11 protein-coding genes are annotated in these 13,223 nt (G+C 59.7%); 7 read left to right on the top strand and 4 right to left on the bottom strand.

From position 1 onward, the window contains the following. Positions 1-149: 149 nt before the first annotated feature. The 4 genes from ABIE59_RS18610 to ABIE59_RS18625 all read right to left on the bottom strand — a co-directional run bounded on the left by ABIE59_RS18610 (position 150) and on the right by ABIE59_RS18625 (position 5,288). The gene (locus tag ABIE59_RS18610) at positions 150-1,484 is read right to left on the bottom strand and encodes a sodium-dependent transporter (RefSeq protein ID WP_354449201.1); all 1,335 of its coding nucleotides are present in this window, start codon (positions 1,482-1,484) and stop codon (positions 150-152) included. 148 nt (positions 1,485-1,632) lie between these two features. Then, positions 1,633-2,811, bottom strand: a complete 1,179-nt coding sequence (locus ABIE59_RS18615; RefSeq protein WP_354449203.1) for an acetyl-CoA C-acyltransferase — start codon at positions 2,809-2,811, stop codon at positions 1,633-1,635. Positions 2,812-3,311: 500 nt separating this feature from the next. Continuing rightward, on the bottom strand, positions 3,312-4,460 hold the full coding sequence (locus ABIE59_RS18620) for an acyl-CoA dehydrogenase family protein (RefSeq protein WP_354449205.1): 1,149 nt from the start codon (positions 4,458-4,460) through the stop codon (positions 3,312-3,314). A gap of 75 nt (positions 4,461-4,535) precedes the next feature. Further along, complete coding sequence (locus tag ABIE59_RS18625; RefSeq protein WP_354449207.1) at positions 4,536-5,288, bottom strand: SDR family NAD(P)-dependent oxidoreductase; 753 nt, start codon at positions 5,286-5,288, stop codon at positions 4,536-4,538. A gap of 104 nt (positions 5,289-5,392) precedes the next feature. Here ABIE59_RS18625 and ABIE59_RS18630 point away from each other — a divergent pair, with 104 nt between their 5' ends. The 7 genes from ABIE59_RS18630 to ABIE59_RS18660 all read left to right on the top strand — a co-directional run bounded on the left by ABIE59_RS18630 (position 5,393) and on the right by ABIE59_RS18660 (position 13,175). Next, the gene (locus ABIE59_RS18630; protein ID WP_354449209.1) at positions 5,393-5,833 is read left to right on the top strand and encodes a MerR family transcriptional regulator; all 441 of its coding nucleotides are present in this window, start codon (positions 5,393-5,395) and stop codon (positions 5,831-5,833) included. Between the two features lie 49 nt (positions 5,834-5,882). Beyond that, positions 5,883-7,049 (top strand): isovaleryl-CoA dehydrogenase, encoded by a 1,167-nt coding sequence (locus ABIE59_RS18635; protein ID WP_072677770.1) that lies wholly within the window; start codon positions 5,883-5,885, stop codon positions 7,047-7,049. A gap of 220 nt (positions 7,050-7,269) precedes the next feature. Next, positions 7,270-8,877, top strand: coding sequence for a carboxyl transferase domain-containing protein (locus ABIE59_RS18640; protein ID WP_106695282.1), 1,608 nt, complete (start codon positions 7,270-7,272; stop codon positions 8,875-8,877). Between the two features lie 14 nt (positions 8,878-8,891). Beyond that, the gene (locus ABIE59_RS18645; RefSeq protein WP_354449212.1) at positions 8,892-9,695 is read left to right on the top strand and encodes an enoyl-CoA hydratase-related protein; all 804 of its coding nucleotides are present in this window, start codon (positions 8,892-8,894) and stop codon (positions 9,693-9,695) included. A gap of 2 nt (positions 9,696-9,697) precedes the next feature. Then, positions 9,698-11,692 carry an acetyl/propionyl/methylcrotonyl-CoA carboxylase subunit alpha gene (locus ABIE59_RS18650; protein ID WP_354449214.1) on the top strand — a complete coding sequence of 665 codons (1,995 nt, stop codon included), beginning with the start codon at positions 9,698-9,700 and terminating at the stop codon, positions 11,690-11,692. Beyond that, entirely contained in the window at positions 11,692-12,600 is a 909-nt protein-coding gene (locus tag ABIE59_RS18655; RefSeq protein WP_138435635.1) for a hydroxymethylglutaryl-CoA lyase, read from the top strand. Before ABIE59_RS18650 ends, ABIE59_RS18655 begins: the two co-directional genes overlap by 1 nt. Further along, the gene (locus ABIE59_RS18660; protein ID WP_354449216.1) at positions 12,597-13,175 is read left to right on the top strand and encodes a peroxidase-related enzyme; all 579 of its coding nucleotides are present in this window, start codon (positions 12,597-12,599) and stop codon (positions 13,173-13,175) included. The genes ABIE59_RS18655 and ABIE59_RS18660 overlap by 4 nt, the downstream gene beginning before the upstream one ends. The last annotated feature ends 48 nt before the right edge of the window (positions 13,176-13,223 follow it).

Raw genomic sequence — 13,223 nt, forward strand, 5'->3', positions numbered from 1 at the left:
GGGTGGTTGTTGGATTTTTTGCCGGAAAAAGATGTCTGAGCGAAGCGAGTTGTTTTTCCAAAAAAAATCCAACAGCCACCCCGCAAGCCCGCCCGCAAACCGGGAAGGCTAGGAGCCCAAGCCAGCCCCCACCTCCACAGCAAGGGAGGCTACGAGCCAAATCCTAGCTGGCTTAGCGCATAGGTGACTACAATCCAGAGCAGCACCAGCACGGGCAGAAACCGACCGACCAGGTAAATCCGCCATTCCCACCAACGGCTCTCGGTGCCCAAAACGGTCCGGATTCGCTGTGGGGGTATAAACCAGCAGAACAAGGCGGCTCCGAATACTCCGGAGAAGATAATCACGTTGCCACCGGCCACCCGGTCGATCACATCCAGCACAGGCTCACCGGCGATGGTCCATTCCAGGGGCGTGAAGCTCAATGCCGATGCGGTACCGAGCACCAGCATCACCACGGTGACGATACTGACAGCCACGGCATTACTGAGGCGGAACTCCTCCGCCACCGCGGCAATCATCACCTTCAGGCCCGCCAGGCTGGAGCTGAATGCGGCCATGAAGAATAATGCAAAGAAAAGCACGCCAATCCAGTAACCACCACGCATACCCTCAAACACCTGCGGCATGGTCACAAACGCCAGTTGACTGCCTTCGGCAGGCTCCATACCCAGGCTGAACACAAATGGGAAGATCATCCACCCCGCCAGCAAGGCAACGCTGGTCTCTGTGCCAGCAACCACCAGGCAAGCTCGGGGCACGTGGGTTTTGCGAGGGATAAAACTGCCGTAGGTGACCAGATATCCCTGTCCGATGGCGAGAGTATAAAAGGCTTGCCCGAAGGCAAACGCCCATAAACGCCCATCTGCCAGCCGGCTCCAGTCCACGTCAAAGAAGAAAGATTTGGTTTGCTCCCACCCCGGCGTCGTCGAGGCAAACAGCATCAGCCCTATCATCACCACCAGCAGCACGGGCATCAGCATTTTCGAGAAGACCTCGATAGCTTTCACATCCCGAGCCAGGATGATAGCAGCCAGTACCGTCACGATCAGGAAGTACCATAGCGAGTTGTAACCGGCACTGTATTCACTGAACACGCGAAGGTCGTCCGTGGCAGCATCCACCGCATAGCCCAGCGTCCAGCCAGTAATCACCAGGTAATAGCTGGTAATGGCCATGGTGATCAGCACAACAAACCAGCCGTAGATGGCGCCAAACCGATTCACCTGCCGGAAAGTCTGGACTGTGCTGCCCTCAGACAACCGCCCTGCGGCAACCTCCAGAATCATTATGGGCAGCACCACAATCACCAATGCCAGCAGGTAAGCCACCACGAAGGCTCCACCGCCGTTTTCCCCAACCATGTAGGGAAACCGCCAAAGATTCCCGAGGCCGACGGCTGCAGCAGCCATGGAGAAAACAAATGCGGGCTCGGAACTCCATTGTTTTCGGGATTCCTCAATAAACTCGTGGTGCTTGTTCAACGGTGCCTGGCTCCCCGTGATATGACTTATTTGCACGGAAGCCTAACAAATCAGCCGTTAAGGTTCATGACTGGGGTCAACGCGTTCTTGGCTCTTGGACATCGGGCTTGGGCTCCCAGCCACCCAGTCAGAGAGCTCAGAGCAGAACTCAGACCACCTCGATGGCCACCGCCGTAGCTTCACCACCGCCAATGCACAACGATGCAACACCACGCTTCAGGCCACGCTGCTTGAGGGCGTTGATCAGGGTAATTATGATCCGGGAGCCAGAGGAGCCAATGGGGTGGCCCAGAGCGCAGGCGCCGCCGTGCACGTTGACCTTTTCAGCTGGCAGTTTCAGCTCGTTGATGGCCGCCAGGGTGACTACCGCGAAGGCTTCGTTGATTTCGAACAGGTCGACATCATCCAACGTCCAGCCGGCTCTCTCGATCACCTTTTCGATAGAACCAATCGGGGCCAGTGTGAACTCTGCCGGCAAGTGGGCATGAGTGGCATGGGCAACGATTCTGGCTTGCGGAACAAGACCTCGCGCGTCGGCTTCGGCAGCAGAGGCCAGTACCAGGGCAGAGGCACCGTCGCTGATGGAGCTGGAGTTGGCGGCAGTTACCGAACCGTCTTTGGCGAAGGCTGGCTTAAGTTGCGGGATCTTTTCAGGCTTGGCGTTGCCCGGCTGTTCGTCGGTGTCTACTTCCGTGTCACCCCCCCGGCCTGGGACGGTAACCGGAACGATTTCATCCCGGAACCAGCCGTTCTCGATGGCTGCCAGGGCCTTTTGAAGGGAACCGATGGCGAACTCGTCCATGGCCTGGCGGGTGATGTCGAATTTGTCGGCGGTGCGCTGGGCGAACACGCCCATCAGGTCGCCTTCGTAGGCATCTTCCAGGCCATCAAGGAACATGCTGTCCATCACCTGGCCGTGGCCCATGCGCATGCCGGCGCGGGCTTTGGGGAGCAGGTACGGTGCCTGGCTCATGTTTTCCATGCCGCCGGCAATCATGATGTTGTTGGTGCCGGCTTTGATCTGGTCATGGGCCATGATGACGGCTTGCATGCCGGAGCCGCACATTTTGTTGATGGTGGTGCAGCCACTGCTATCCGGAATACCGGCGGCGCGGGATGCCTGCCGCGCCGGTGCCTGGCCGAGGCCGGCGGGCAGTACGCAGCCCATGATAACTTCCTGAATGTCTGCCGGTTGCAATCCTGCGCGTTCAATGGCGGCCTTGATGGAAACGGCACCCAGCTCCGGGGAGCGCACCGAGCTCAAAGAGCCCATCATCCCTCCCATCGGGGTTCTGGCGGAGCCGGCTATTACGATATCGTTGTTCATGGTTTTGTTCTCCTTCAACGGAATCTGATTGGTGTTCTGGTTTTGTTGATCGGTCTTATTTGGGTTTCTAGGCTGATGGTTTGGGCTCCCAGCCTTCCTGTTGTGCAGGCGGGTACGCGGGGTGTGGGGTATTTTTCTTCTGGGAAAAACAACTCGCTTCGCTCAGACATCTTTTTCCCTGCCAGAAAAATACCCCATACCCCCCTACCGACGTGCAGCACAGGAATACCAAAGGCAAAAAGAAGCTAAAGCAACCTCAGGTTTGAAGAGAGCGTTGCACTAGATCGATGCCTTCCCTTCCTATGCACAAAAAAAACAAATGCTGTTATTTAGCGACTACCCGCCAATGCCCGTCGGCGCGGGGTGGTTGTTGGATTTTTTGCCGGAAAAAGATGTCTGAGCGAAGCGAGTTGTTTTTCCAAAAAAAATCCAACAGCCACCCCGCAAGCCCGCCCGCAAACCGGCAGGCTGGGAGCCCAACTCAAACCCAACCAAAGAAGTCAGCGTCCAAGCACCGACCGGGCAATAATCTCTTTCATTACCTCAGAGGTACCGCCGTAAATCCTCTGCACCCGAGCATCTATAAAGTTCCGGGAAATCGGATACTCGGTGGTGTAGCCGTAACCCCCAAAAAGCTGCAGGCAGCCATCGGCCACACGGCACTGCATCTCCGTGGCGCTGTACTTGGCCATCGACGCCGTAGGCGCATCCAGCTTGCCGTCTTCGTATTCGCGGATGCACTGGTCAACAAACGCCTTGTTGATGCGATAGTCCGTTTCCATGCGGGCGATTTCGAAGCGGGTATTCTGCAGCTGGCTGAGTTTCTGGCCGAACAGTTCCCGCTCCTGGGCGTAGGCGATGGTCAGGTCCAGGGAGCCCCGGGCGGCGGCGACGCCGAGGGCCCCGATTACCAGGCGTTCGCGGGGCAGTTCGCGCATCAGGTACATGAAACCCTGCCCTTCTTCGCCCAACAAAGCGGATGCGGGAACACGCATGTCGGAGAAGAACAGTTCCGAGGTGTCGCCGGAGTGCTGGCCGATTTTGTCCAGGTTGCGGCCTTTACTGAAGCCCGGCAGTGAGGTGTCCACCAGGAACAAACTGATGCCACGGGCCCCGGCTTTGGGATCGGTTTTGGCGGCAACGATCACCATGTCGGCGTGCTGGCCGTTGGTGATGAAGGTTTTGGAGCCGTTGAGGATATAGTCATCACCATCTTTGACCGCGCTGGTACGCATGGCCTGCAGGTCGCTGCCAGCGCCGGGTTCGGTCATGGCGATGGCGCCGACGGCTTCACCGGAGACCATTTTGGGCAACCATTGCTGGCGCTGCGACTCGTTGCCGATGTGGCTGAGGTAAGGCGCCACGATGTCTGAGTGCACCATCACATTGGTCGACAAAGCCCCGAAGCCCATCCGGGCCATTTCTTCGCCCACCACCACAGAAAACTGGAAAGGCGCACCAATGCCGCCGCAGTCTTCCGGCACGTCGACACACAGTAAACTGGCGTTGCCCAGGGTGTTCCATAGCTCCCGTGGCACGATGCCGCTTTTCTCCCAAGCCTCGTAGTGCGGTTTCACCTCGGCTTCCAGAGCCTTGATCACCGACTCCCGAAACATGGCCAATTCTTCTTGATCGACGTGGTTGGTCATATCACTCACCTGTTGTTATTCGTTCGCTTATGGCGAATTCTGTTGCCTGAACCCGCTTGTGGCGGGCGGTTTGCATCAATTCACTTGGGCGCAATCCAGGCGAATCACTTCGCCGTTCAAAATCGGGTTCCGCACCATCTGGTCTACCATCATGCCGAATTCTTCAGGCTTACCCAGGCGCTTCGGGAATGGCAGTGTCGCCGCCAGGCTCTCCTGCACTTCTTCCGGCATACCAGCCATCATCGGGGTCATAAACAGGCCGGGGGCAATGGTGTTCACCCGGATACCTTCACGGGCCAGCTCCCGGGCGGATTGCAGAGTTAGCGCCACTACACCGCCCTTGGAGGCACTGTAAGCAGCCTGGCCGATCTGGCCCTCATAAGCGGCCACAGAAGCGGTATTGATGATCACGCCCCGCTCGCCATCGGCGTTCGGCTCGCGCTGGGCCATATCTGCCGCAGCAAGACGCAGGATGTTGAAGGTGCCAATCAGGTTGACCTGGATCACCTTGCTGAAGCTGTCCAGCGGCATCACACCTTCCCGGCCCAGAATCTTCGCCGCCGGCGCAATGCCTGCGCAGTTAACTGCAACACCACAGGGGCCATGGGCTTCCCGCGCGGCGTTGATGGCCGCTTCGGCACTTTGCGCGGAGCTTACATCGCACTCAAGGAAGATCCCGCCGATGTCTGCGGCCACTTTCTCACCCTGTTCTTTCTGAAGATCCAGAATCGCTACCTTGCACCCGGCCGCGGCCAAAGCCCGCGCTGCGCCCTCGCCCAGCCCGGAAGCCCCGCCTGTTACAATGGCCGCCACATTCTTGAATTCCATCATGCACTCCTATTCTCAGGATTGTATTTGTTCAAAATCGGACCCGAAAACTACTTTACGTTTACGTAAACTTTATCTAACCTTGGTCTAAAAAGGAAATCGTGATGAACGAAAAAAGAACCTTCAGCATCAGCGAGCTCTCCCAGGAGTTCGACGTGACAACCCGAAGCATCCGATTCTACGAGGATCAGGGCCTGCTCAAGCCCACCCGAAGGGGCCAAACCCGGATCTTCAGCACCAAAGACCGGGTTCGGTTGAAGCTTATTCTCCGGGGCAAGCGCATGGGCTTCTCCCTGGCAGAAACCAGGGAACTGTTCGACCTGTGGGATGAAACCCTCACCGGTAACGAAAAACAGCTTTTGAAGATGCTGGAAATCCTCGCCGACAGGCGCGCCCAGCTGGAACAACAGAAAAACGACATCGCCCAGGCGGAAATGGAAATCGAAACCGCCGAAACCCGGTGCCGCGAGGCACTGGAAGAGCTTCAGAAGAAAAAGAAACAGCAGGACACAGGGCAAAAAGAATCCAAACAAACCGTCACCTGAGCGTGACGAAGCACACAGACCCAATTAAAGAACAACAAGGTAGCCAACGATGAAATCACAATACTCAGAACTCAATTTCGGTCTCGGCGAAACCCTCGACATGCTGCGCGAACAGATCAACGGCTTCGCCGCCGCTGAAATCGCCCCGCGCGCTGAAGAGATCGACCGCAACAACGAGTTCCCCATGGACCTGTGGCGGAAAATGGGCGACATGGGCCTTCTGGGTATCACCGTGGGCGAACAATACGGCGGCTCAGACATGGGCTACCTGGCGCACGTAATCGCCATGGAAGAAATCAGCCGCGCCTCCGCCTCCGTTGGCTTGTCTTACGGTGCCCACTCCAACCTGTGTGTTAACCAGATTCACCGCAACGGCACCGAAGAACAGAAACAGAAATACCTGCCCAAGCTGGTCAGCGGCGAACACATCGGCGCCCTCGCCATGTCTGAGCCCAACGCCGGCTCCGACGTCATCTCCATGAAGCTCAGTGCCCGCGACGAAGGCGACCATTACGTCCTCAACGGCAACAAAATGTGGATAACCAACGGCCCGGATGCCCACACCTACGTCATCTACGCCAAAACCGACGTTAAAGCCGGCTCCAAAGGCGTCACCGCCTTCATCGTAGAACGCGACTACCCCGGCTTCAGCCGCCACCAGAAACTCGACAAACTCGGCATGCGCGGCTCCAACACCTGCGAACTGGTGTTTGAAGACTGCAAAGTACCCAAAGAAAACGTCCTCGGCGGCGAAGGCAACGGCGCCCGCGTTCTCATGAGCGGCCTCGACTACGAACGCCTCGTCCTCTCCGGCGGCCCGCTGGGCATCATGCAAGCCGCCATGGACGTGGTCGTACCCTACATCCGCGAACGCAAACAATTCGGCCAGGCCATCGGCGAATTCGAACTGGTACAGGGCAAAGTCGCCGACATGTACACCTGGATGAACACCGCCAAATCCTACGTCTACATGGTCGCCATGTCCGCCGACCGCGGCGAAACCACCCGCAAAGACGCCGCCGGCGCCATCCTCTACTCCGCTGAAATGGCCACCAAACTCGCCCTGGACGCCATCCAGCTGCTCGGCGGCAACGGCTATATCAACGAATACCCCACAGGCCGCCTGCTGCGAGACGCCAAACTGTATGAAATCGGCGCGGGCACGTCTGAGATCCGACGGATGCTGATCGGGCGGGAATTGTTCCTGAACAAGTAAGCGCCCCGGCGAATCCACTGACAAGGTTCGACGAGGGTTTGGCGGGTTGTCCTTTCCGAGAATCCCGCACCCAAAGCATGCCGAGGGGTTGGCGGGATGCCCTTCCGGAAATGTCGAAGGCCAAGGATGGCCTGAGAGAAGCGCACATGGATGTGCTCGTAGCGGTTTCCGGAAGGGCATCCTGCCAACCCCGCGCCCCCAAATAATGGGACGAGAACAAATGACGATACTGCAAAGCAAAATAAACCCGAGGTCCGACGAATTCCTGGCCAACCAGAACGCCATGGCCAAAGCCGTCGCAGACCTGAAAGAAAAAGTCGCCACCATCCAGCAAGGCGGCGGCCCAAGCTACCAGGAACGCCACATCGCCCGCGGCAAACTGCTGCCCCGAGAGCGCATCAACCGCCTCCTCGATGACGGCTCCCCGTTCCTCGAAATCGGCCAGTTCGCCGCCTACAACGTCTACGACGAAGAAGTCCCGGCAGCCGGCGTAGTCGCCGGCGTGGGCCGCGTCTCCGGCACCGAATGCATGATCATCGCCAACGACGCCACCGTCAAAGGCGGCAGCTACTACCCGCTCACGGTCAAAAAGCACCTGCGCGCCCAGGAAATTGCCCTGGAAAACCGCCTGCCCTGCATCTACCTGGTGGACTCCGGCGGCGCCAACCTGCCAAGGCAGGACGAAGTCTTCCCGGACCGTGACCACTTCGGCCGCATCTTCTACAACCAGGCCCGCATGAGCGCCGACGACATCCCCCAGATCGCCGTCGTCATGGGCCTGTGCACCGCCGGCGGCGCCTACGTGCCCGCCATGGCGGACGAATCCATCATCGTGCGCGATCAGGGCACCATTTTCCTGGCCGGCCCGCCACTGGTCAAAGCCGCCACCGGCGAAGTGGTCAGCGCCGAAGACCTGGGCGGCGCCGACGTACACTGCAAAATCTCCGGCGTGGCCGATCATTACGCCGAAAACGACGCCCACGCCCTGGACATCGCCCGGCGCTGCATCTCCAACCTCAACCGCCGCAAACCGGTGGACGTGGAAATCCGCAAACCCAAAGCGCCCCTGTACAGCGCCGAAGAAATCTACGGCATCGTTGGCACTGACCTGCGCAAACAGTTCGACGTGCGCGACGTGATCGCCCGCATTGTCGACGGCTCCGAGTTCGACGAATTCAAACGCTACTACGGCCAAACTCTGGTTACTGGCTTTGCCCACATCCACGGCTACCCGGTCGGCATCATCGCCAACAACGGCATCCTGTTCAGCGAGTCCGCGCAAAAAGGCGCGCACTTCATCGAACTTTGCTGCCAGCGCAACATCCCGCTGCTGTTCCTGCAGAACATCACCGGCTTCATGGTGGGCCAGAAATACGAAGCCGAAGGCATCGCCAAACACGGCGCCAAAATGGTCATGGCCGTGGCCTGTGCCAACGTACCGAAAATCACCGTACTGATCGGCGGTTCTTTTGGCGCGGGCAACTACGGCATGTGCGGCCGCGCCTACAGCCCGGATTTCTTATGGATGTGGCCGAACGCCCGTATCTCTGTAATGGGCGGTGAGCAGGCCGCCGGCGTACTCGCTACCGTCAAAAGGGAAGGCATGGAGCGCAAAGGCCAGGACTGGAGCAGCGACGAAGAAGCCAAATTCAAGCAGCCGATCATCGACACCTACGAACACCAGGGCCACCCCTACTACGCCAGCGCGCGCCTCTGGGACGACGGCGTGATCGACCCGGCCCAGACCCGCGAAGTGGTTGCCCTGAGCCTGTCTGCCACCCTCAACCGACCCGCCAAGCCAACACGCTTCGGCGTGTTCCGGATGTGATGGAGGACATCGCCATGACCGATCAGGAACAAGCGGTTCGCCTCAATCACCGCGCCAAGGGTGTCACCGAGGTCGTGCTCAACCGCCCGGACAAACGCAACGCCTTTGACGACGTGATCATCCAGCAACTGATCAAGGCGCTGGAACAGGTAGACGCAGACAACAACACCCACGTTGTCATCCTGCGCTCCGAAGGCAAACACTTCTCCGCCGGAGCGGATCTGGGCTGGATGCGCCGCATGGTCGACAACAGCCGCCAGGAAAACCTTGACGACTCGCGGCAACTGGCGCGGCTGATGAACGTGCTCAACCACCTGTCCAAGCCGGTGATCGGCCTGGTTCAGGGTGCCGCCTTCGGAGGCGCCGTTGGCCTGGCCGCCTGCTGCGACATCGTGCTGGCTACCGAGAAGGCCAGCTTCTGCCTGAGCGAAGTCAAACTCGGCCTGATTCCCGCCGTGATCAGCCCCTACGTGGTGCGCGCCATCGGCGAGCGCCAGGCCCGGCGCTACTTTATCAGTGCTGAAGTCTTCACCGCCCGGCAAGCCGAGCACTTCGGCCTGGTGCATGAAGTGTGTGAAGACGAAAGCGCCATGGAACGCCGCTGCGACGAACTGCTTTTGCAGCTTGCCCTCAACGGGCCAGAAGCCATGAAAGCCGCCAAAGATCTGGTATTTGCCGTCAGCCACAAGGTGATCGGCCAGGACGTGATCGACGACACCGCACAACGCATCGCGGACATCCGGGTGGGTGAAGAAGGTCAGGAAGGGCTCAACGCGTTCCTGAACAAACGCAAGGCCAACTGGGTTCCGGAGGAATAATAATGTTCAGTAAGATACTCATCGCCAACCGCGGCGAAATCGCCTGCCGGATCATACATACCGCCCATCGCATGGGCATCCGCTGCGTTGCCGTGTATTCCGATGCAGACGCAGACGCCCGGCATGTGGCCATGGCAGACGAAGCCTTCCACATTGGCCCGGCCCCCAGCTCCGAGAGCTACCTGAAAGCCGACAAGATCATCGAAATTGCCAAGGAAAGCGGTGCCCAGGCCATCCATCCGGGTTACGGCTTCCTGTCTGAGAACACCCAGTTCGCCGAAGCCTGCGAAGCCAACAACATCGTGTTCATCGGCCCGCCCTCCTCGGCCATCGCCGCCATGGGCTCCAAGTCCGCCGCCAAGGCCATCATGGAGAAAGCCGGCGTACCGCTGGTGCCCGGCTACCACGGCGACGACCAGTCTCCGGAAACCCTGCGCCAGGAGGCCGAGAAATGCGGCTTCCCGCTGCTGCTGAAAGCCGTTGCCGGTGGCGGTGGCAAAGGCATGCGGGTGGTGGAACGCATGGAAGACTTCGACGACGCCCTGGCCGCCGCCAAACGGGAATCCAAGAACGCCTTCGGCAACCCAGATATGCTCATCGAACGCTACCTGACCCAGCCACGGCACGTGGAAATCCAGGTGTTCTGCGACCAGAGCGGCAAGGGCGTGTACCTGGCGGAACGGGATTGTTCCGTGCAGCGCCGCCACCAGAAAGTACTGGAAGAAGCCCCGGCGCCGGGCCTGAGTGACGAAACCCGCAAAGCCATGGGCGAAGCCGCCGTTAAAGCCGCCCAGGCCATCAACTACGTGGGCGCCGGCACCGTGGAATTCCTCTACGACGTAGACGGCTCCTTCTTCTTTATGGAAATGAACACCCGCCTGCAGGTGGAACACCCGGTCACCGAAATGGTCACCGGCCAGGATCTGGTGGAGTGGCAGCTGAAAGTGGCCTGGGGCGAGCCCCTGCCGTTGGAGCAATCCCAGGTAAAAACCCGGGGCCACGCCCTGGAAGCGCGCATCTACGCCGAAGACCCGGACCAGGACTTCCTGCCCGCCACCGGCAACCTGCGCTACCTGAGCACCCCGGATGAAAGCGCCCATGTGCGGGTGGATACCGGCGTCACCGAAGGCGACGACATCAGCATCCACTACGACCCGATGATCGCCAAGCTGATCGTGTGGGACGAAACCCGGGACCAGGCCATCAACCGCATGGTCCAGGCCCTGGAGCACTACCGCATCGCCGGCGTGAAAACCAACATCCGCTTCCTGCACGCCCTGGCCGACGCCCAGCCGTTCCGGGAAGCGGACCTGACCACCGGTTTCATAGACGACCACCGGGAACTGCTGTTCCCGAAATCCAGGCTGGATACCCACAAAGCCCTGGTGCTGGCCGCCGGCTTTGTGCTGGAACAACGCAAATCCCGGGAAGTGATCAGCACAGACCCCTGGTCGCCCTTCGCCCGCCAGAACAGCTGGCGCATGAACTCCGAATACGCCCAGCCGCTGCAGTTACAGGTAGGCGACGACATACACGACCTGAAAGTTCTGGAGCGGGACGACCGTTACCAGGTCTACGTGGGCGGCAGCGTGTACAACCTCACCATGCGCCTGGACGACGACTACCTGCAGGCGGTGATTAACGGCCATCGCATCAGCGTTCACGGCAACCTGCACAAAGACCAGCTGGTGCTCTTCTACGAGGGCGACACCTTTAACTGCACCCTCTACAAAGAAAGCTACGGCTTTGAAGAAATGGCCGGCGAAGGCAGCCTGGCCGCGCCCATGAACGGCGCCATTGTGGCGGTACAGGCCAAAGTCGGCGACAAGGTAAAAGCCGGCCAGAGCCTGGTGATCATGGAAGCCATGAAAATGGAACACGCCATCAAAGCCCCGGCTGACGGAGTCGTCACCGACATTTTCTTCGCCGAAGGCGACCAGGTGTCTGAAGGTGCTGAACTGATCGCCATCGAAGTCACCGAAGAGGAGGCAGGCTGATGGCCTTTCCCAAACAGGTGCGCCTGGTTGAGATGAGCCCCCGGGACGGCCTGCAGAACGAGCCCGGCGCGGTGATTGCCACCGCCATCAAAACCGGCCTGATCGACCGCCTGGCCGACTGCGGCCTGAGCCACATCGAAGCCGCCAGCTTTGTGTCACCCAAATGGGTACCACAAATGGCCGACGCCGCCGACGTGATGGCCGGCATCACCCGCAAACCCGGCGTACGCTACTCCGCCCTCACCCCGAACCTGAAAGGCTTCGAGGGTGCCCTGGCCGCGAAAGCAGATGAAGTCGCCGTATTCGGCGCCGCCTCCGAAAGCTTCACCAAAAAGAACATCAACTGCACCATCGCCGAAAGCCTGGAACGCTTCGCCCCAGTGCTGGAAGAAGCCCGAAAACACGGTATCCCCGTGCGCGGCTACGTCTCCACCGTCATGGGCTGCCCCTACGAAGGCGACATCGCCCCGGCACAAGTCGCCACGGTAGCCAAAGCCCTGTACGACATGGGCTGCCACGAAATCTCCCTGGGCGACACCATCGGCGTGGGCACCCCGCTAAAAGCCAAACGCATGCTCGAAGCCGTCGCCGCCCACGTACCCATGGACAAACTCGCCGCCCACTTCCACGACACCTACGGCCAGGCCCTGGCCAACCTGTATGCGGTGCTGGAAGAAGGCGTCTCGATCATCGACGCCTCCGTAGCCGGCCTAGGCGGCTGCCCCTACGCCAAAGGCGCCTCCGGCAACGTCGCCACCGAAGACGTGCTATACCTGCTGAACGGCCTGGGTATAGCAACGGGCGTTGATCTCGAAAAGTTAGTAGCCACCGGCGACTGGATCAGCAACCAGCTGAACCGCCACAACGGTTCCAAAGTCGGCCAGGCCCTTGGAGGAAACTGCGGATGAGCAAAAATAAGAATGTCGTCGCCCTGGATCTCCCCATCCCGGAGATCAGCGACATGCCCGAAGACACCCAAAAGTACTTCCAGATCTGCCAGGAAAAGCTCGGCATGATCCCGAACGTGCTCACCGCCTACAGCCAGAACCTCAAGCAGCTCGAAGGCTTCACCCGCCTGTACAACGAACTGATGATGGGCGAGAGCGAACTCAGCAAGCTCGAGCGGGAAATGGTCGCCGTGGTCGTCTCCTCCGAGAACAAATGCTTCTACTGCCTGGTGGCCCACGGCGCCGCCGTGCGGGTACTGAGCGGCGACCCAGCCCTAGGCGAACACATGGTGATGAACTACCGCAGCGCCAAACTCGACAAGCGCCAGCGGGCCATGCTCGATTTCGCCTCCCTGCTCACCCGCACACCGGCCCTGGTGACCGAAGAACACACCCAGGCCCTGCGAGACGCCGGCCTGAGCGACCGGGGCATCTGGGACCTGAGCAACCTGGTCGGCTTTTACAACATGAGTAACCGCGTGGCCATCGCCAGCGACATGCAACCCAACCCGGAATACCACAGCCAGAGTCGCTAGCAAGTGCATTGACTTGCCAGCCCTCAACTACAAAAACAAATGGAGGCA

The organism is Marinobacter sp. MBR-99 (genome assembly GCF_040547575.1).
GTDB lineage: Bacteria > Pseudomonadota > Gammaproteobacteria > Pseudomonadales > Oleiphilaceae > Marinobacter.

Excerpts from the sequence above, each read along its gene's own strand:
- ABIE59_RS18650 (WP_354449214.1), top strand. The coding sequence starts at position 9,698 with ATGTTCAGTAAGATACTCATCGCCAACCGCGGCGAAATCGCCTGCCGG.
- ABIE59_RS18640 (WP_106695282.1), top strand. The coding sequence starts at position 7,270 with ATGACGATACTGCAAAGCAAAATAAACCCGAGGTCCGACGAATTCCTG.
- ABIE59_RS18655 (WP_138435635.1), top strand. The coding sequence starts at position 11,692 with ATGGCCTTTCCCAAACAGGTGCGCCTGGTTGAGATGAGCCCCCGGGAC.
- ABIE59_RS18615 (WP_354449203.1), bottom strand. The coding sequence starts at position 2,811 with ATGAACAACGATATCGTAATAGCCGGCTCCGCCAGAACCCCGATGGGA.
- ABIE59_RS18620 (WP_354449205.1), bottom strand. The coding sequence starts at position 4,460 with ATGACCAACCACGTCGATCAAGAAGAATTGGCCATGTTTCGGGAGTCG.
- ABIE59_RS18660 (WP_354449216.1), top strand. The coding sequence starts at position 12,597 with ATGAGCAAAAATAAGAATGTCGTCGCCCTGGATCTCCCCATCCCGGAG.
- ABIE59_RS18635 (WP_072677770.1), top strand. The coding sequence starts at position 5,883 with ATGAAATCACAATACTCAGAACTCAATTTCGGTCTCGGCGAAACCCTC.
- ABIE59_RS18645 (WP_354449212.1), top strand. The coding sequence starts at position 8,892 with ATGACCGATCAGGAACAAGCGGTTCGCCTCAATCACCGCGCCAAGGGT.
- ABIE59_RS18625 (WP_354449207.1), bottom strand. The coding sequence starts at position 5,288 with ATGGAATTCAAGAATGTGGCGGCCATTGTAACAGGCGGGGCTTCCGGG.
- ABIE59_RS18630 (WP_354449209.1), top strand. The coding sequence starts at position 5,393 with ATGAACGAAAAAAGAACCTTCAGCATCAGCGAGCTCTCCCAGGAGTTC.